At 67.3% G+C, this 17,918-nt stretch carries 16 protein-coding genes; 13 read left to right on the forward strand and 3 right to left on the reverse strand.

Annotated features, from left to right (window positions below):
* Window positions 1-192 precede the first annotated feature (192 nt).
* Window positions 193-1,014, forward strand: coding sequence for a hypothetical protein (locus tag ACFW6D_RS21830; protein WP_379330830.1), 822 nt, complete (start codon window positions 193-195; stop codon window positions 1,012-1,014).
* 1,028 nt (window positions 1,015-2,042) lie between these two features.
* Here the strand turns inward: ACFW6D_RS21830 and ACFW6D_RS21835 are convergent.
* Window positions 2,043-2,357, reverse strand: a complete 315-nt coding sequence (locus ACFW6D_RS21835; RefSeq protein ID WP_379330832.1) for a WXG100 family type VII secretion target — start codon at window positions 2,355-2,357, stop codon at window positions 2,043-2,045.
* Window positions 2,358-2,480: 123 nt separating this feature from the next.
* A complete protein-coding gene (locus ACFW6D_RS21840) occupies window positions 2,481-3,194 on the reverse strand; it encodes a DUF6882 domain-containing protein (protein ID WP_379330834.1) in 714 nt (237 codons plus the stop codon).
* 681 nt (window positions 3,195-3,875) lie between these two features.
* On the opposite strand from ACFW6D_RS21840, the gene ACFW6D_RS21845 reads away from it, so the two are divergent.
* Window positions 3,876-4,934, forward strand: coding sequence for a virulence RhuM family protein (locus tag ACFW6D_RS21845; RefSeq protein WP_379330836.1), 1,059 nt, complete (start codon window positions 3,876-3,878; stop codon window positions 4,932-4,934).
* Window positions 4,935-4,943: 9 nt separating this feature from the next.
* Here ACFW6D_RS21845 and ACFW6D_RS21850 read toward each other — a convergent pair whose 3' ends face one another.
* Window positions 4,944-5,933 (reverse strand): NADP-dependent oxidoreductase, encoded by a 990-nt coding sequence (locus tag ACFW6D_RS21850; RefSeq protein WP_379330838.1) that lies wholly within the window; start codon window positions 5,931-5,933, stop codon window positions 4,944-4,946.
* Between the two features lie 213 nt (window positions 5,934-6,146).
* Between ACFW6D_RS21850 and clpB the strand changes: the two genes are divergently transcribed.
* The 11 genes from clpB to ACFW6D_RS21905 all read left to right on the forward strand — a co-directional run bounded on the left by clpB (window position 6,147) and on the right by ACFW6D_RS21905 (window position 17,911).
* On the forward strand, window positions 6,147-8,717 hold the full coding sequence (gene clpB / locus ACFW6D_RS21855; RefSeq protein WP_379330840.1) for an ATP-dependent chaperone ClpB: 2,571 nt from the start codon (window positions 6,147-6,149) through the stop codon (window positions 8,715-8,717).
* A 66-nt stretch (window positions 8,718-8,783) separates the two neighbouring features.
* Entirely contained in the window at window positions 8,784-9,611 is an 828-nt protein-coding gene (locus ACFW6D_RS21860; protein WP_379330842.1) for a DUF5666 domain-containing protein, read from the forward strand.
* Between the two features lie 68 nt (window positions 9,612-9,679).
* Window positions 9,680-10,981 (forward strand): hypothetical protein, encoded by a 1,302-nt coding sequence (locus ACFW6D_RS21865; protein WP_379330844.1) that lies wholly within the window; start codon window positions 9,680-9,682, stop codon window positions 10,979-10,981.
* A gap of 137 nt (window positions 10,982-11,118) precedes the next feature.
* Window positions 11,119-11,925 carry an SDR family NAD(P)-dependent oxidoreductase gene (locus tag ACFW6D_RS21870; RefSeq protein ID WP_379232629.1) on the forward strand — a complete coding sequence of 269 codons (807 nt, stop codon included), beginning with the start codon at window positions 11,119-11,121 and terminating at the stop codon, window positions 11,923-11,925.
* 5 nt (window positions 11,926-11,930) lie between these two features.
* A complete protein-coding gene (pyrE, locus tag ACFW6D_RS21875; protein ID WP_379330846.1) occupies window positions 11,931-12,494 on the forward strand; it encodes an orotate phosphoribosyltransferase in 564 nt (187 codons plus the stop codon).
* Between the two features lie 69 nt (window positions 12,495-12,563).
* The gene (locus ACFW6D_RS21880) at window positions 12,564-13,634 is read left to right on the forward strand and encodes a beta-ketoacyl-ACP synthase 3 (RefSeq protein ID WP_379330848.1); all 1,071 of its coding nucleotides are present in this window, start codon (window positions 12,564-12,566) and stop codon (window positions 13,632-13,634) included.
* A gap of 1 nt (window position 13,635) precedes the next feature.
* Window positions 13,636-14,358 (forward strand): lysoplasmalogenase, encoded by a 723-nt coding sequence (locus ACFW6D_RS21885; protein ID WP_379330850.1) that lies wholly within the window; start codon window positions 13,636-13,638, stop codon window positions 14,356-14,358.
* Between the two features lie 213 nt (window positions 14,359-14,571).
* Window positions 14,572-15,594 carry an alpha/beta fold hydrolase gene (locus ACFW6D_RS21890; protein WP_379330852.1) on the forward strand — a complete coding sequence of 341 codons (1,023 nt, stop codon included), beginning with the start codon at window positions 14,572-14,574 and terminating at the stop codon, window positions 15,592-15,594.
* Between the two features lie 97 nt (window positions 15,595-15,691).
* Window positions 15,692-16,000, forward strand: a complete 309-nt coding sequence (locus ACFW6D_RS21895; RefSeq protein WP_379330854.1) for a DUF4190 domain-containing protein — start codon at window positions 15,692-15,694, stop codon at window positions 15,998-16,000.
* 21 nt (window positions 16,001-16,021) lie between these two features.
* On the forward strand, window positions 16,022-16,687 hold the full coding sequence (locus tag ACFW6D_RS21900) for a TrmH family RNA methyltransferase (RefSeq protein WP_379330856.1): 666 nt from the start codon (window positions 16,022-16,024) through the stop codon (window positions 16,685-16,687).
* 132 nt (window positions 16,688-16,819) lie between these two features.
* Entirely contained in the window at window positions 16,820-17,911 is a 1,092-nt protein-coding gene (locus ACFW6D_RS21905; protein ID WP_379330943.1) for a glycoside hydrolase family 76 protein, read from the forward strand.
* Window positions 17,912-17,918: the final 7 nt, after the last annotated feature.

Here is a 17,918-nt window from a genome sequence, read left to right on the forward strand (position 1 = left end):
CTACTGCTCGGTGACTGGTCGCCGTTGGTCGGGGCGGGGGTAGTGACCGGGCTCGATGAATTCGGTTGGGGCGCAGCCGAATCAGTGGGCGCGGGGGTATCGACCGGCGGGAGGTCTAGCGACGACGGAGGAGATGCAGGTGAGCTGGGTTGGGCGGCGGGGCTTGGAGTCTCGGCCGGAGTGGATGGCGTTGTGCCGTTGGGGGATCCGGTCGCGTTCGAGGTGCCGGTGTCGCTCGGTGTTGATGGGCTCGGCGGCGTCGGGCTGGAAGTACTCGGTGAACCCGTGCTGGAAGGGGTCCCGTTGTCGGTGGGAGATGTCTGTCCAGGCGCACTGGGACTCGGCGACGTATCGCCAGGTGAGGTCGGGTTTGGCGAATTGGCGCCGGGCGAGGTGGAGCTGGGCGAATTGTCGCCAGGTGAGCTGGGACTCGGCGAGGTGTCGCCGGGGGTGCTCGGGCTGGGTGAGGTGTCGCCAGGCGTGCTCGGGCCAGGAGAGGAGTCGCCTGGTGAGGTGGAACTCGGTGAACTGTCGCCGGGTGAGGTGTCGCCTGGTGAGGTCGGGCTGGGTGAGTTGTTGGCTGGTGAGGTGGAGCTGGGCGAATTGTCGCCGGGTGAGCTGGGGCTGGGTGAGGTGTCGCCGGGTGAGGTCGGGCCGGGCGAACTGTTGCCTGGTGAGGTGGAGCTGGGCGAATTGTCGCCAGGTGAGCTGGGGCTCGGTGAGGTGTCGCCGGGTGTGCTCGGGCTGGGTGAGGTGTCGCCGGGGGTGCTCGGGGCAGGAGAGGAGTCGCCCGGTGAGGTGGAACTCGGTGACGTGTCGCCGGGAGTGCTTGGGCTGGGTGAACTGTCACCCGGCGAACTGTCCCCAGGAGAGGACGGTGAACCCGCCCCGGACGGCTGGGTCGCACCGTTCCCATTCGGACTCGAAGGCGCCCCCTCGGACGCCGGCGAAGTCGAACCGGGAGCACCCGTAGATGCTGGCGAAGTCGACCCCGGCGAACCACCGTTCGACTGACCCGGAGACGAACCCGGATCTCCGGTACTGGCCGGACTGGTGGGCGACCCCGTATCACCCAACTCTGGAACCGTCGGCGCCGACGAGTCCCCGCCATTCCCCAGTCCGGACTGCAACCCGCTCTGCACCCCACCAGCACCAGCGCTGGTGAACGTATCCACCCCGATATCGAGCTTGAAATCCTGGTCCATCAACAAAGACGCCGCACCAGCCGAGGCGACCTGAGCCGACAGATCAGCACCGAGCTCGGTGGCCGCACCGGTCACGGACTTGGCCGCCACCTTGCCGACGCTGGAGGTGATGTTGTCGCCGACTCCGCCGAGCTTGTCGCCCAGACCACCACCCACGGCTCCACCGACAGCACCACCGAAGGTCGCCAAACCCAGGTCGGACCAACCGAAGTCGTCCATCGAACGATCGCCCTTGGCGACCTGGATGGTGCGGGCGAGCGCGTCGATCCCGCCCTCTTCCAATGCTTCGAAAAACGCACCGCGCAGCGCGGCGCGTGATGCCGCCTTGGCGATGCCGCGCGCGATCATCCGAGTCAGCAGCTGCTTCATCGCGATCTTCACCGCGACCTGCGCCGCGACACGAGCAGCCACGCCTGCCGCGGCACCGATTCCGGTCCACGCGGTCGCGATCGCAAGACCGATTTCGACCGCCGCCACGATCATCGTCCCGATGATCACCAGCTTGGTGTGCTCGATATCGTTGGCGCCGTCTTCGAGTAGCTCGGCCTGCTTCTCGCACCACTTACGGATCGCGGTGAACGCCGCCTCGTCACCGGCGAGGAGTTTGTCGCGATAGGCGGCGATCGCATCGTGGGTGTCGCCCTCGGACAAGGCGGTCAATGCTGAGTTCAGGGCGCGCGCCGCGTCCTCGTCGACAGTGTTGAGCGTGTTCGCGGTAGTAGTCCACGCATCCGCGAGGCGTCGCATCGCGGTTTCGTCGCCCTCGGGCCAATCACCCGCTCCAAGAATGTATTTCGCGACCCACTGCAGAGAATCCGGGATCTCGATACCCACGAGCTAGATCCCTGTCGACTTCAACTGGGCCGCCCGGGCGGTGTCCTGCTCGACCAACTTGTCCGCGACCGTCACCATGTTCGTCCCGAGCTGCGTCATCGTCTTCGCGAGATTGCCCACCGCGGTTTTGCCCTGCTCAACACCCGGCGTGTAGTTGCCCGCGAACGCCTGCCCGATCTCGTCGCCACCCCAGCACTCGCCCTCGGCCGCCAATGCCGCGGCCAACGTCGTCACCGCCGCCGACAGCGTCGATGCGACCGAATCGAACGAGGTCTGCGTACCGCGCAGCGCATCCGGATCGGCCTTGATCGAACTCATCGCAAATCCCAACTTCGGCAACGGTGCTGTCGAAGTATTGGACGCACGAGGTCGAGCTTCGGATCCCTATTGTGCGGTATGTCTCATTAGCCGGGCTAAGGCTATTACTGTTGTCGGGCAGGGTTATCCATTGCCCATCTGCAAGTCCATGCCCGTCATCCTGGCCAGTTCGTCGAAGGTGATCGTGCCGGTCAGGCCAGAGCCGGTGACCGTCGCCGACGAGTGGTCGCCGGACCACTGGATGCCGAGTCCCCGATGATTGGCGTAGGCGTGCAGAGCGCGGCGTCGGTCGGTGATCGGGAGCCCTGTGAGCCCCTCCTGGATCACCCGGGCGACGCGCGGCGCGAACGGCGCGGGCAGCACGAACGACGGATGCTCGATCAGAAACGCAGCCCTGGTCCCACCGCCGACCGGCCCGCTGTAGGCGGTCCACACTCCCGAGATCGCCTTGGCCGCGTCCATGAACACATTCACCACGACCTCGGGCCGGTCGGGCGAACCGGGAAGCGCGCGGAACGGCACCTCCGCATCGGCGAGTTGGCTTATCCCATAACGGGTTCCGATGTCGCGGACCGACTGCGACAACCCGGTGACCAGATCCGGGTACCCGGCCGGATTGCCCCACGCCCACAACCACGACTGCGGCCCCGGAGCCGCCGACCCGAGCAGGTGCATCCGCTCGCACTCGATCGGCTGGTCCCCGGTCAACGTGAACCGGCCGACCGCCAGGTCGACACTCCACCCACGATCGCCCACGACATCGGCGAGATGCAGTTGATGCTCGTAGGAATACAGGGCGGCGTCGTCGAGCAGGTTCGACAAGGTCACGTCGGACATGACGGTGAGGGTAGCGAGCCACACCCGGATAGCGAGAGCGGTTCGTCACAAGCTCGATGTGAACTGTTCGGGCGATTCGCACGGAAGTCGCTGGCCAGAGCGGGAACTCGCCAGTTGCTCACAGGGTCGACAGTGTGTAGCGTCACAAGAACAAGAACGGCCGCCCGGCGAGCGCCAACTCACCGAACGGCCTAGGTACGAAACAGGTACTAGCTGTTCGCACCGTGGGATGAAATCCTACATGCAACGGCTCGGCGCTCCATGCGTCGGGCTTTCGTCGTTTCGAGGGTGAAATCTGCCCCGACGACGGGCTACCTGTGTCGTGTCCTGGGCTGAGGCCGCTCCTGTCGGTCGTTATCGGAGAGCCCGACCGAGGGACAGACAACCCTGTTAACCCAGCCTCCTGCGAGCACCTTCGTCGTACGCCTCGCACGTACGCACCTGGTCGGTTCGGGAGTGCACACCTTCGACCGGGTCCAACATCGCCACACGCCGAAACAGGCGTGGGGCCAATCGTGTTGGCCGAGGACGCAAATCGGGGTTCGGTGCGGGGAACCGGGCAGGGATGGTTACGACACCGGCACCCCTGGGTGCTCCTCGAGGTCCAACACAGTGCGGGCGAGCCCGGTCCGCATCCGTACTTGTCAGCAGGGTCCGGTACACATCAAGCAGGAGGAATCGATGACGAGCTCTGATGATCCGAACGCGCTCAATGCTCCGGCTTCAGTCGGGGTCGGCGACTTTATCGTTTACAACACCGAGGACGGTCGCGCCGAGGTGCAACTCCGCACTGTCGACGGCACGGTGTGGCTCAGTCAACGGCAGATGGCTGAGTTGTTCGCGAAAGATGTGCGCACGATCAACGAGCACGTCAAGTCGATCTACGACGATGGCGAGTGTGTGATGGAGGCAACTATCCGGAAGTTCCGGATAGTTCGTCTCGAGGGAGATCGCCAGGTCACCCGGGAGATCGACCACTACAACCTCGACATGGTCCTCGCAGTCGGCTACCGAGTGCGCTCCCAACGAGGCGCCCAGTTCCGCCGCTGGGCGACGACCGTTCTGCGGGAGTACCTGATCAAGGGCTTCGCGATGAACGACGCCCGCCTGAAAGACCCGCAGGGCCTCGACTACTTCGACGAACTCCTCGAACGCATCCGCGACATCCGCGCGTCCGAGAAGCGTTTCTACGTCAAGGTGCGCGATGTCTTCGCGACATCGAGCGTCGACTACGACCCGAAATCCGAGCTGGCGAAATCGTTCTTCGCCACGATCCAGAACAAGCTGTTGTACGCGGTGTGTGGGCACACCGCGGCCGAGCTCGTCGTGAGTCGCGGCGATGCCGGTCAGCCGAACATGGGACTCACCACCTGGAAGGGCGCGTGCGTGCGCAAGGGTGATGTCAACGTGGCGAAGAACTATCTGAACGAGCGAGAGATCAAGCAGCTCAACCGATTGACGACGATGTTCCTCGACTACGCCGAAGACCGCGCCGAACGCCGCGAGCAGATCCAGATGGCCGACTGGATTGTCGCGACCGACAAGTTCCTCGACTTCAACGAGCGCAGCGTGCTGCGCGACGCGGGCAGTGTCTCGGCTGACGAAGCGATTCGCGTCTCGACCGAGCGGTACGAGCAGTTCGATGGTGCCCGTCGCCAGATCGCCGAACATGCCGCTGATCTCGCCGAACTGGCAGCGATCGAATCCGAGATTCGGCGACGGAGTCGGGGATCGGACTGACGCGAAATCTCAGATGGCGAGGACGGTTTTTCCTCGGGCGCTGCCCTGGCCGAGGACGGCGGGGGCGGCTTCCAGGGGGACTGTCATCTGGACCGGGACGACCACATCTCCCGCGGCAACACGGGACAGCAGGCGGCTCAATTCCGTTGAACGACCTTTGGATTCGAAGTTGCCGCCGGTGATGCCGTGGTCGTGCAGGACCGCTTCGTCGGCCGCCCACGTGGTGGAGAAGGCGTGGCCGCCGCGTTTGACCAAGGTGGCGTGGGAGGCGAAATCACCTGGGGCGCTGACCAGATCGAACAGCACGTCGATGCCGTCGGGGTGGGTGAAGCGGACGGCGTCGGTGACGCTCGAGTCGCGGTAGGTGGCCGGGTCGGGGTCGACCATGTTCGGGTCGGCGGGGCGGATCTGGGTGTAGTCGACAGTTTCGGCGGCACCGAGGCGCGCGACCTGATCGGTGGCGTCGGCGCGGGCCGTCGCGATCACGTGGGCGCCCGCGATATTGGCGAGCTGGACGAGGAAGGAACCGACGCCGCCGGTCGCGCCGACGATCAGCACGGTCTGGTCGGGGTGGATGTTCGCCGCGTCCACCAGGTCCTGGGCCGTCACACCGGCGATCGGCAGGGCTGCGGCGGCCACGCTGGTGATGCCGTCGGGGATCTGAACGAGGGTCGCGTCCTCGGGGACCGTCGCGTACTGCGCCCAACTACCGTGGCCCGCGGGGGCGGTCAGGAATTTGCCGACCACTTTGTCGCCGACCTTGAACTTGGTGACGCCGGTACCGACCGCCGAAACGGTGCCCGCGCCGTCGACGCCGAGGATCATCGGGAAGTCGGTGGGCATCTTGCCCTCCAGTAGACCGTCCGCCATTTTCAGGTCGAACGGGTTGACCCCGGCAGCGTCGAGCGCCACCTGAACCTCACCGGCGCCGGGTTCGGGAACCGGCACATCGGCGAGCTCGGGTGTGGCGCCGAACTTCTGAACCACGATCGCGCGCATAAGCGGGTGAACTCCTCGCATCATCGGGTGGAGCCGGGCACCGCAATCCTAGGCGGATAGCCGTCCGACATGCGGTGATTGATCGTCTTCGGTGGTGTCGCGGCGTAGCGTGAAGCTGGATTCGAAGTCGGGGAAAATTTTTGAAGTTGAGCGGAACAGACTCAACTCTATGAGCGTTGAACAAGTCGATACCGGACACACCCAAGGAGATTCGTGGACTCGTTCAATCCCACCACCAAGACGCAGGCGGCCTTCAACACCGCCCTTCAGGCCGCCGCGGCGGCGGGCAATCCGGAGATCCGTCCTGCCCATCTGCTGGTGGCGTTGCTGGATCAGACCGATGGCATCGCCGCACCGCTGCTCAAGGCCATCGGAGTCGACCCGGCGACAGTCGAACGGGAAGCGGGCGCCCTCGTCGACCGGCTGCCGCGCGCCACCGGCGCGACCACCAAACCGCAACTGGGGCGCGAGGTCCTGGCCGCGATGACCGCTGCCCAGCAGCTGGCCACCGAGCTCGGCGACGAGTTCGTCTCCACCGAGAACCTGCTGGTCGGGCTGGCCGAAGGCAATTCCGATGTCGCCCAGTTGCTGCGCAAGCACGGCGCCACTCCCGAGGCTCTGCGCGACGCGTTCACGTCGGTCCGGGGCAGCGCCCGGGTCACCAGCGCCGACCCGGAAGCCAGCTACCAGGCACTGGAGAAGTACTCCACCGACCTCACCGAGCTGGCGCGCCAGGGCAAGCTCGACCCGGTCATCGGCCGCGACACCGAGATCCGCCGCGTGGTGCAGGTACTGAGCAGGCGCACCAAGAACAACCCCGTGCTCATCGGCGAACCCGGCGTCGGCAAGACCGCCATCGTCGAAGGTCTGGCGCGGCGCATCATCGAAGGCGACGTGCCGGAGTCGTTGCGCAACAAGAAGGTTGTGTCGCTCGACCTCGGCGCGATGGTGGCGGGCGCGAAGTATCGCGGTGAGTTCGAGGAGCGGCTCAAGGCCGTGCTCGACGACATCAAGAACAGCGCGGGCGAGATCATCACCTTCATCGACGAGCTGCACACCATCGTCGGCGCGGGCGGCACCGGCGACTCGGCGATGGACGCGGGCAACATGATCAAACCGCTGCTGGCCCGCGGCGAGCTGCGGCTGGTCGGCGCCACCACCCTCGAGGAATACCGCAAGTACATCGAGAAGGACGCCGCGCTCGAACGGCGCTTCCAACAGGTGCTCGTCGGTGAACCGTCGGTGGCCGACACCATCGGCATCCTGCGCGGCATCAAGGAGCGCTACGAGGTGCACCACGGCGTGCGGATCACCGACTCCGCGCTGGTCGCGGCCGCGACGCTGTCGGACCGCTACATCACCTCGCGCTTCCTGCCCGACAAGGCGATCGACCTGATCGACGAATCGGCTTCGCGGCTGCGGATGGAAATGGACTCGCGTCCGGTCGAGATCGACGAGATCGAACGTGCCGTGCGGCGCCTCGAGATCGAGGAGGTGGCGCTGGAGAAGGAGACCGACGCTGCGTCCAAGCAGCGCCTGGAGAAACTGCGCCAGGAACTGGCCGACGACCGCGAGAAGCTCGCCCAGCTCACCACCCGCTGGCAGAACGAGAAGAACGCGCTCGACTCGGCGCGCGGCCTCAAAGAGCAGTTGGAGGCGCTGCGCGGGGAGTCCGAGCGGGCCGAACGCGACGGTGATCTCGGCAAGGTCGCCGAGCTGCGCTACAAGCGCATCCCCGACCTCGAGAAGGAGCTCGCCGACGCCGAAAAGACAAGTGCCGGAGCGTCCGACGGCGAAGTGATGCTCAATGAGGAGGTCACTCCCGACGACATCGCCGACGTTGTTTCGGCATGGACCGGCGTGCCCGTCGGGCGCATGCTCGAAGGCGAAACCGCCAAGCTGCTGCGGATGGAAACCGAGGTCGCGGGGCGCGTTGTCGGGCAGGAGGAAGCGGTGCAGGCCGTCTCCGACGCGGTGCGAAGGGCACGCGCCGGTGTCGCCGACCCGAACCGCCCGACCGGCTCGTTCCTGTTCGTCGGCCCCACCGGCGTCGGTAAGACGGAACTGGCGAAATCCCTCGCCGACTTCCTGTTCGCCGACGAACGCGCGATGGTGCGCATCGACATGAGCGAGTACAGCGAGAAGCACTCGGTGGCCCGGCTCGTCGGCGCGCCTCCCGGATACGTCGGCTACGACCAGGGCGGCCAGCTCACCGAAGCGGTGCGCAGGCGGCCGTATTCGGTGGTGCTGTTCGACGAGATCGAGAAGGCACACCCGGACGTCTTCGACATTTTGTTGCAAGTTCTCGACGAAGGCAGGCTCACCGACAGCCAGGGTCGCACGGTCGACTTCCGCAACACCATCCTCATTCTCACCTCCAATCTCGGCGCCGGTGGCGACCGCGATCAGGTGATGGAGGCGGTGCGGCGCGCGTTCAAACCGGAGTTCATCAACCGGCTCGACGACGTGGTGATGTTCCACGCGCTCGACGCGAAACAGCTGGAATCGATCGTCGACATCAACCTGCGTCAGCTGCAGAAACGGCTCTCACAGCGCAGGTTGACCCTCGACGTCACCGAGGAGGCCAAGCAGTGGCTCGCCGTGCGCGGGTACGACCCTGCCTACGGCGCGCGGCCGCTGCGCAGGCTGATCCAGCAGGCGATCGGGGACAGTCTGGCCAAGGAACTCCTCTCCGGTTCGGTCGCCGACGGTGACACGGTGAAGGTGAGTGTGGACGACGCCACCGACAAGCTCGTCGTCGAACGCGAAGTTATCCACAGCTAGGGACTTATCAACAGGCCGGTGCGGAGGGGCCTCCCAAACGCACCGGCCTGTCCTACCCTGGAGCCCATGACGAACCCCAAGGATCCGTGGCAACGCCCGGACGACGCGCCGACCGAAAGGCTGGGTTCGTCGGGCACTGAGTCGACCACGCCGTACAGCGGCAATTCCTTCGACGAGTGGGGTCAACCGTCCAACCCGACGCAGGCGTTGCCGCCACACGACGAGGCCTGGGGTGCCTACGAAAGCGGTTATCCCGCAGCACAACCCCCGCCTCAGCAGGCACCACCCGGTTACGGGCAGGGGTATCAGGCCGCGCCGCCGGGTTACGACCAGGGCTATCCGCCACCCGGCTATGACCAAGGTCAGCCACCCGGCCACCCGCCACGTCCGCAGGACGGTGACCAGGAGGAACCGCCGAAGCGACACACCGGTTTGTGGATCGCGCTCGGCGTGGGCGTACTGGCGCTGATCGCGGTCGGTGGCGTGCTGGCCGGGCTCGTGTTCAGCGGTGATTCGTCCGACGACAACACCGCCGCGCCGCCGACGACGAGTCAGCTTCTCGTCCCGCCGACGCTGAAACCAACCACCCCCGGCGCGCCGCCGAACACCAGTGGCCTGCCCGGCTTACCCGGCCTCGGCGGTGGTGAAGACCTCGGCGCCACGATGGGCAGCATCACCGCCAACACCGGCACCGAGATCACCATGAGCACCCTCGGCGGGTCGGATGTGCGGGTGCTGATCGACGATGCCACCCAGGTGATCTCGTTGACCAGTACGAAGGCAAGCGAGCTTCCGGTCGGCGACATGGTTATGGTGCAGGGCGACAAGAACCCAGACGGGTCGATCCACGCCAAGATCATCATCAGTACGGCGTTGCCGGGCGGCCCCCGATGAGCGACCCGCGCGTCGAATCCCCGGTGCTACCGGGCAATCACGGCGACGGCTGGATAGGCTAGGCGACGATGACGGCTATGTGGTTCGGGTTAGCAGCGATCGCACTCGTGGGTGCGGTCGTCCTGTTGTATTTCGATCGGGTCCAGCGGCAACGCACCGGACACGCCAGACAGGTGTGGGCGAAGTCCCAGGGCTACACCTACGTGTCGGTGGAGCCGGCGCTCGCCTCGACGTGGCGTCGTGGCGCGCTGACCAAGCTCGGCTACCTCTCGGCGGTCGACGTGGTCTCCGGTATTCGCAAGGGCGAGAAGTTCGTGCTCTTCGACCTGGAAGACGCCGCGACCCTGGTGGCCGTGCGACGCCAGATCGGCTCCGAGATCGACGTCGACATGCGGCTCAAAACCGCGGCGCCGCCGAAGGACCACGATCTGGAACTGCTCGGCGCCATCGGCGACCGGGTGGTGTTCGCCACCGACCCGGAGATCGCCCGCCACGCCGTGGATCAGCGGATGGTCGGCTTCATCGAGTCGCTGTCCGACACCGTGCAGATGCTGTGGAGCGAGGGCAACTGGACCCTCGGCATGCTGCCCGTCGGCAGCGGGTCCAAGGACTGGGAGACCGCGATCGACGTGGTGCTCCGCCTGTCCGGTCTGCTGCATGTGCTGCCCCCGGTGGCCGAGCCGAACGAATTCACCCGGCCACGATCGAGCGCGAACCTGGCGCCCGGCTTCCGTCCCGAGTACGACGACAACGACGACGACCGCGAATTCGCCGCGGGCCGTGATGAATTCGCCGATGCTGAAGAGCACGGCCGGGCCCGTTTCCCGGGCCCCGACGAACTCGACGCCGACGACGAGCCCTACCGCACCCGAGGCGCGACCGCTCGCCTGTCCGAAACCGACGGTCGCGGTGAACTGGACGACGACGCGCGCTTCGCGACCCGAGGTCATGCGGACGACGATGAGCCGTTTGCGACCCGTGGCGCCGGTTCACGCCTGGATGACGATGAGCCCTTCGCGACCCGCGGTGCCGGGTTGCGCCTGGACGACGACGAGTCCTTCGCCCCCCGCGGCGGCCAGCAACGCGACGACCGCGCCCCGATCGGCTCACGCGACGACCGCGCCCCGATCGGCGGACGCGCCCCCGCCCTCCCCGCCGACTACGACCCCGACCTCGACGACCCCGAGTTCGAAGACCAGCCCGCCCCCGGCCGCCGCCCCCTCGGCGAACCGCCCAAGCGCCCCTCGCTGGCCGTCGTCCCCGAACCGCGCCCCCGCACCGAGCCCCCGCTCGATGACGCGGAATCGGGTCAACCGGGCGGACCCTTCCACCCAGGCTTCCGGCCGTACCAGGGTCCCGTACCGAAGTGACCCAGCGCCGTGCTGAAGTGACCCACCGCAGTGCTGAAGTCACCCAGCGCAGTGCCGAAGTGACCCAACCCTTACCGAAGTGATCCACCTGCCGCGGTAGTCGTCGCGGCACCCGCCTCGACCGGAATCGATCTGCGATGACCGATAGCCCCCTGCGCCTGCCCGGCGTACACCGCCCCGTCGCGATGATCACCGGACCGACCTCCGGCATCGGACAGGGCTTCGCCCACCGCCTCGCCGCCCTCGGCTACGACCTGGTCCTCGTCGCCAGGAACGAGCAGCGCCTACAAGAACTCGCCGACGAACTGGCCCACCGTTTCGCCACCTCGTCCGAGGTCCTCGTGGCAGACCTGGCCGATGACGACGACCGCGCCCGCGTCGCCGCCCGAGCCGCCCAAGGCATCGAATTCCTCGTCAACAACGCGGGTTTCGCGCATTCGGGGGAGTTCTGGACCCTCGAACCCGCACAGCTGCAGGCCCAGCTCGACGTCAACGTCACCTCGGTCCTGCAGCTCACCAGAGCGGCACTGCCGTCGATGGTCGCGGCGGGTGCGGGCTCGATCGTGAATGTGGCGAGCGTGGCCGGGTTGCTGTCCGGACGGGGGTCGACCTATTCGGCCTCCAAGGCCTACGTCGTATCCTTCTCGGAGGGTTTAGCGGGAGGATTGGTGGGCACCGGTGTCCGCATCCAAGCGCTGTGCCCCGGATTCGTACACACCGAGTTCCACGAGCGCGCGGGCATCGAGATGAGTTCGCTGCCCAAGCGCCTGTGGCTCGACGTCGATCAGGTCGTCGACGGGTGTCTGCGGGATCTGGACTCCGGCCGGGTGATCAGCGTGCCCGGCGTGCAGTACAAGGTGCTCACCGCGGTCGCGGGCTTCGTCCCGCGCACCCTGGTGGCCCGCATCAATCGCGGACTCTTCAACGCACGCGGAAGGACATGACTCAGATGATCGACCAAGCACGTCAGTCGCTCACGAAGGCCGATCGCGACCAGCTGGCCGGCCTCGTGCGCGAGCTCGCGGTCGTGCACGGCAAGGTGACGCTGTCCTCGGGCAAGGAAGCCGACTACTACGTCGACCTGCGCCGCGCGACCCTGCACCACCAGGCCGCCCCGCTGATCGGCTCGCTGCTGCGCGAGCTCGTCGCCGACTGGGACTTCGACGCCGTCGGTGGGCTCACCATGGGCGCCGACCCGGTCGCGATGGCCGTGATGCACGCCCCCGGCCGCCCGATCGACGCGTTCGTGGTGCGTAAGGCGGCCAAGGCGCACGGCATGCAGCGCCAGATCGAGGGCCCCAACATCGTCGGCAAGCGGGTGCTCGTCGTCGAGGACACCACCACCACCGGCAATTCGCCGCTCACCGCGGTGCGCGCGCTGCGTGACGCGGGTGCGATCGTGGTCGGCGTAGCCACCGTTGTCGACCGGGAAACCGGCGCTGACCAGGTAATCGCCGAGGAGGGGTTGGAATATCGGTCCATCCTCGGCCTCGACGATCTCGCCCTGGGATAGCCTGAACAACGCCGAACCCGGATGACGATGTGGTCTGTCCGGAAAGTCTGAAGGACGTGTGAGTCACCTGTGGTGAGCATTGCAGTAAACAAAAGTCGCGACAACGTTGCGATGCTCGGGATCGGTGCTTACCGTCCGCAGCGCATCGTCAGCAACGCCGAAGTGTGCGAGACCCTCGACTCGACCCCCGAGTGGATCTTCGAGCGCACCGGCATCAACAACCGACGCTGGGTCAGCGGTGACGAGACGATCCAGTCGATCGCCGCGGCCGCTGGAGAGCGCGCGCTGAAGAACACCCCGATCGATCGGGCCGAGATCGGCGCGGTCATCCTGTGCACCTCGAGCTGGCTCAAGCTCACCCCGCACGGCGCCCCGTCGGTGGCTTCCGATCTTGGGCTCAACGGCGTCGCCGCGTTCGACCTCACGTCCGGTTGCGGTGGATTCGGCTACGGACTCGGTGTCGCGGCCGATCTCATTCGCGCCGGTTCGTTCGACTATGTGCTGGTCATCGGTGCGGAAACGATGACCGTCGGACTCGACAAGTCCGATCGGAGCACCGCGATGATCTTCGGCGACGGCGCGGGCGCTGTTGTCGTCGGCCTGTCCGAGGAAAACGGCATCTCGCCCGCGGTGTGGGGCAGCGACGGCGAGAACGCCGAGGCCATCGCCCAGCACCCCGACTTCCTCGAATACCAGCAGCGCGCACTGCGGATCGAGAGCCAGTGGCAGGCGGGGGAGACCGAGATCGAGTCTGTCGGCAAGATGACGTTGTCGATGGAAGGCCCGAAGGTCTTCCGCTGGGCCGCGGTCACGCTGCCGCGCGCGCTCTCGGCCGCGCTCGACGCCTCCGGTGTCGCCAAGGAGGACATCGAGGTGTTCATCCCGCACCAGGCCAACGCCCGGATCAACGAGCTGATGAAGAAGAACCTCGGTCTCGCCGAGAGTGTTCCGATGGCCAACGACATCGAGAACACCGGCAACACCTCGGCGGCGTCGATCCCGCTCGCCATGGAAGAGATGCTGGTGACCGGCAAGGCCAAGGGCGGTCAGATCGCCCTGCTGCTCGGCTTCGGCGCCGGCCTGAGTTACGCGGGCCAGGTCGTCACCCTGCCGCCCGCACCGAAGGAACCGAGCTTCTGACATGCGAGGGCTGCGCGCTGCTTACTCGGTAGCGGCGGCGGTCACCGTGTTCGGTGCCGTCACCGGCCGCGACCGCCTGCAATGGGTCGCCAAGCCACTGCTGATGCCGCTGCTGGCCGCCGACACGGTGACCAGCGGCGACCTCGCCCCGGACGAGCGTCGCCTGCTGCTCGGCTCCCTTGCCGCGGCCACGGTCGGTGACGTGCTGCTCCTCGACCCCGACAACGACCACCGCCTCATCGCGGGCGCGTCATCCTTCGCGGTCATGCAAACCGGCTACTCCGTCCTGTGGTGGAAACGCGGCGCCCGCCCCCGCCCCGAAATCGCCCTACCCCGAGTGGCGGCCTGGATCGGCGCGGCGGCCCTACTCCGCGCCAAAGCCCCGAACCTCACCCTCCCACTCACCGCCTACGGCGCCACCCTCGGCACCGCAGCAACCCTCGCCTCGGACCCAGCCCTCGCCCCCGATGCGAAAAACATTGCAGGCCTGAACATTCCGACCGCGGACCCCAGCAGCCGCTACGGCATCGGTGCCTTGTTGTTCACGATCTCGGACGGCCTGATCGTGTTGCGCCGTCTCTTCGCCCGAGACGACCGAACCCGCCGCGTCACCGAAGGCGTCATCCTGGCGACCTACGCCGCAGCGCAGTATTTCCTAACCGACCGGCCATCTCGCGATGCTGCCGCATCCTCTCGCGACCACGCCTACGATTTCCACTCGTAGCGTTGGCACGTCGCTGACCGGGCTCGGTCGGCTCGCGGTCGCCAGTGTGCTGCCAGAAATCGGTGGCGGCCCGTCGCAGCGGGCGCGGTCGCATCTGGCGTCACCGACGTTTCCTGTCGGGCGATTTCCATCGGGCGGTTCCCGATACGCCTTGTCACATGGCGCTTACTCGGGTGTTGTCGAGGCGCAACACCTCGCGCGCACGCTTCGTAGATGAACGGGGAAATGCAGTTCATCGAGGTGCACGGGTACCGCCGGGCGTTCCGGATGGCCGGAACAGGCCCACCGCTGCTGCTCATCCACGGCATCACCGACAGTTCCGGCACCTGGGCGCCCGTGTTCGACGCACTCGCCGAGCACTACACCGTCATCGCCCCTGACCTACTCGGTCACGGCGAATCCGATAAACCGCGCGGCGACTACGCCGTAGGGGCCTACGCGAACGGCATGCGTGACCTGCTCAGCGTCCTCGGCATCGACCGGATCACCGTCGTCGGGCACTCACTCGGCGGCGGGGTCGCGATGCAGTTCGCCTACCAGTTTCCCGAGAAGGTGGAGCGAATCGCGCTGGTCTGCCCGGCGGGGATGGGCGCGGGCGTGCACCCCGCGTTCCGCCTCGCGACCCTGGCAGGCGCGGGACCGGCGCTGATGGCGATCACCAGCTGGCCGGTCCGCACCGCGGTGACGGCCGCGGTTCCGATCGTCACCGCACTGGGTGGGCTCGGCCTCGGCCCCGACGCCGAATACGTGCTGCGCCTCTACGGCCACCTCGCCGATCCCGGCGCCCGCAACGCCTTCCTGCGCACCATCCGCGCCGCCGCCGACCGCCGCGGCCAAACCATCACCATGCTCGACCGCGGCTATCTCGCCGCCCATCTGCCCACCCTGGTCATCGGCGGCACCCGCGACACCGTCATCCCGTCGGGCCACGCCGACCGCGCGCACCGAGCCTTCCCCGGCAGTCGCATCGAAATCTTCGCGGGCGCAGGCCATTTCCCCCACCACTTCGACCCCGACCGCTTCGTGAAACTGATCCGCGCCTTCATCGAGGAAACCGACCCGGCCGTCTTCGACCCCCTACGCTGGCAACGAACCCTGCGCCGCGGCCTCCCGATAGTCGGCCTCCCGTCCCCGTTGCCGACGAACGAACCCGCGCCCTCGGTCCCGCTCACGGCCGGACCCACCCCGGTGCAAGCGGCTGAGCCCGTCCAATCCGCCGGATCCGCTCCCGCCTAGCGCCTTCTCATCCCTGCGCGAACGGCTGACCTGCACTCGGTGATGCCCCACCGTCGCACGTTGGGCGCCACCGCGACCGGCCCTCTACGATTCGCCCATGACCTACCCACCGCCGGGCTACCACCAGCGCCCGCCCGAGCATCCCCAGGCCACCACAGTGCTGATCCTCGGCTGCCTCGGCCTCGCCTTCTGCGGTTTCTGCGCCCCGTTCGCCTGGATCAAGGGCCGCAACGTGCTCGCCGAGATCGATGCCTCCGGCGGGCAGATCGGCGGCCGCTCGCAGGCATCCGCCGGTTATGTCATGGGCATCGTCGGCACCGCGCTGCTGGGGATCATGCTCCTCACGATGGTCGGCGCCGTCGCGCTCATGATCATCAGCGCGGAAGCCGAGTCCTCGCGCTACTGAGAGCCCGCCTAGCATGGCCGGGTGAGTGAAGCAGAGGTCGCGGGCCCGACCGAGTGGGGCGAGCACCCGCACGGCCTCGGTCCGTGGGCGCAGGAATACGACACCCCGGTCCCCACCGACCCCCGCTACGACCCCGTCCTGCTGGCCGAGGGCGACCGCCGCAACGTCGTCGACGCCTACCGCTACTGGACTCGCGAGGCGATCGTCGCCGACATCGACGCCCGCCGCTTCCCCTTCCATGTGGCCATCGAGAACTTCGGCCACGACGCCAATATCGGCACCGTCGTCCGCACTGCCAACGCCTTCGCCGCTGCCGCCGTGCACATCGTCGGTAAACGACGCTGGAACCGCCGCGGCGCCATGGTCACCGACCGCTACCAGCACCTCGTCCACCACGCCGACCTCGGCGAACTGCGCGAGTTCGCCGCGCGCGAGGGTTTGACGGTTGTGGCGGTGGACAACGTGCCAGGCGCGGTCCCGCTGGAGACCGCGGATCTGCCGAAGAACTGCCTGCTGCTGTTCGGCCAGGAAGGCCCCGGTGTCAGCGATGATGCGAAAGACGCAGCGGCCCTGACGGTTTCGATCGCCCAGTTCGGTTCCACCCGTAGTATCAACGCGGGTGTCGCGGCTGGCATCGCCATGCACGCCTGGATCCGTCAACACGCCGATCTGTCCGTGGCCTGGTAACGAAATGGGTACTCCAATGTCGGTACCACCTGGCACCATGTAGCCATGACCTCGCGCAGCGGCCGGCGCCCCCAGCCTGAAGACCGCACCGGATCCGTGCCCACCCCGGCGCTGTGGTCCGAGCGTGCCGATATGGCCGAGTCCGCGATCGTCTCGCGGCATCTGCGCATGCTGTGGGGTTTTCCCGGAACGGAATTGGGCGTGGTCGGCTGGCCCGCGACCCGTCGGGAACGGACCTTCGTCGGCTGGCACTACTGGTGGCAGGCCCACCTCCTCGATGTCGCGGTCGACGCCGCCAACCGCGTCCCCACCCCCGCCCGCCGCAAGCGCATCGGTGCGATCGCACGCGGCATCCGCATGCGCAATATCACCGGCTGGACCAACCGCTACTACGACGACATGGCCTGGCTGGCCATCGCCCTGGAACGCGCCGAACGCACCCAGGAACTCACCTCGGCCCGCGGCGGTCTGCTCGCCCTGGAACAGAAGCTCTACGGCGCCTGGGAACCCGAGGTCGGCGGCGGCATCCCGTGGCGGATCAAATCGGACTTCTTCAACGCCCCCGCCAACGGCCCCGCGGGCATCGCGCTCTTACGCCTTGGCCGGGTCGAACGCGCGCGCGAGATGGCCGACTGGATCGACGCCACCCTGCGCGACCCCGACTCCGGCCTGATCCTCGACGGCATCCACCTACCCTCCGGCGAGATCGAACGCCCGGTGTTCAGCTACTGCCAGGGTGTTGTCCTCGGCCTGGAAGCCGAACTCGCCGTGCACACCGACGACGACGAACGTCACATCGAACGGGTCGGCAAGCTGCTCACCGCGGTCGAGGACCACATGACCACCCGCCTGGTGATCAACGGCGGTGGCGGCGGCGACGGCGGCCTGTTCAACGGCATCCTGGCCCGCTACCTCGCCGTGGTCGCGCTGATGCTGCCCGGCGAGGGCAAGCGCGAGGAAACCGCACGGCGCTGCGCGGCCGCGATCGTGAAGGCCTCGGCCACCGCGGCCTGGGCCAATCGGCTCGAATACGAAGGCGAACCGCTGTTCGGCTTCGACTGGAGCAAACCGGCCCGACTACCCGGCGGCACCGGCGGCGCGGGCAAGTTCACCGCGGGCGGTTCGGTGACCGCCTCGGCCGTGCCGGAGCGCGATCTGTCGGTGCAGCTGTCGGGTTGGATGCTGATGGAAGCGGCCTACCAGGTCAGCGCGGCCGGGCTGTAGCTCAGCG

The organism is Nocardia sp. NPDC058705 (assembly GCF_042749305.1).
Classification (GTDB): domain Bacteria; phylum Actinomycetota; class Actinomycetes; order Mycobacteriales; family Mycobacteriaceae; genus Nocardia.

Coding starts and splice junctions, on each gene's coding strand:
- ACFW6D_RS21870 (WP_379232629.1), top strand. CDS start 11,119: ATGACCGATAGCCCCCTGCGCCTGCCCGGCGTACACCGCCCCGTCGCG.
- ACFW6D_RS21865 (WP_379330844.1), top strand. CDS start 9,680: ATGACGGCTATGTGGTTCGGGTTAGCAGCGATCGCACTCGTGGGTGCG.
- ACFW6D_RS21850 (WP_379330838.1), bottom strand. CDS start 5,933: ATGCGCGCGATCGTGGTTCAGAAGTTCGGCGCCACACCCGAGCTCGCC.
- ACFW6D_RS21845 (WP_379330836.1), top strand. CDS start 3,876: ATGACGAGCTCTGATGATCCGAACGCGCTCAATGCTCCGGCTTCAGTC.
- ACFW6D_RS21885 (WP_379330850.1), top strand. CDS start 13,636: ATGCGAGGGCTGCGCGCTGCTTACTCGGTAGCGGCGGCGGTCACCGTG.
- ACFW6D_RS21835 (WP_379330832.1), bottom strand. CDS start 2,357: ATGAGTTCGATCAAGGCCGATCCGGATGCGCTGCGCGGTACGCAGACC.
- pyrE (WP_379330846.1), top strand. CDS start 11,931: ATGATCGACCAAGCACGTCAGTCGCTCACGAAGGCCGATCGCGACCAG.
- ACFW6D_RS21860 (WP_379330842.1), top strand. CDS start 8,784: ATGACGAACCCCAAGGATCCGTGGCAACGCCCGGACGACGCGCCGACC.
- ACFW6D_RS21905 (WP_379330943.1), top strand. CDS start 16,820: ATGGCCGAGTCCGCGATCGTCTCGCGGCATCTGCGCATGCTGTGGGGT.
- ACFW6D_RS21895 (WP_379330854.1), top strand. CDS start 15,692: ATGACCTACCCACCGCCGGGCTACCACCAGCGCCCGCCCGAGCATCCC.
- ACFW6D_RS21890 (WP_379330852.1), top strand. CDS start 14,572: ATGAACGGGGAAATGCAGTTCATCGAGGTGCACGGGTACCGCCGGGCG.
- ACFW6D_RS21840 (WP_379330834.1), bottom strand. CDS start 3,194: ATGTCCGACGTGACCTTGTCGAACCTGCTCGACGACGCCGCCCTGTAT.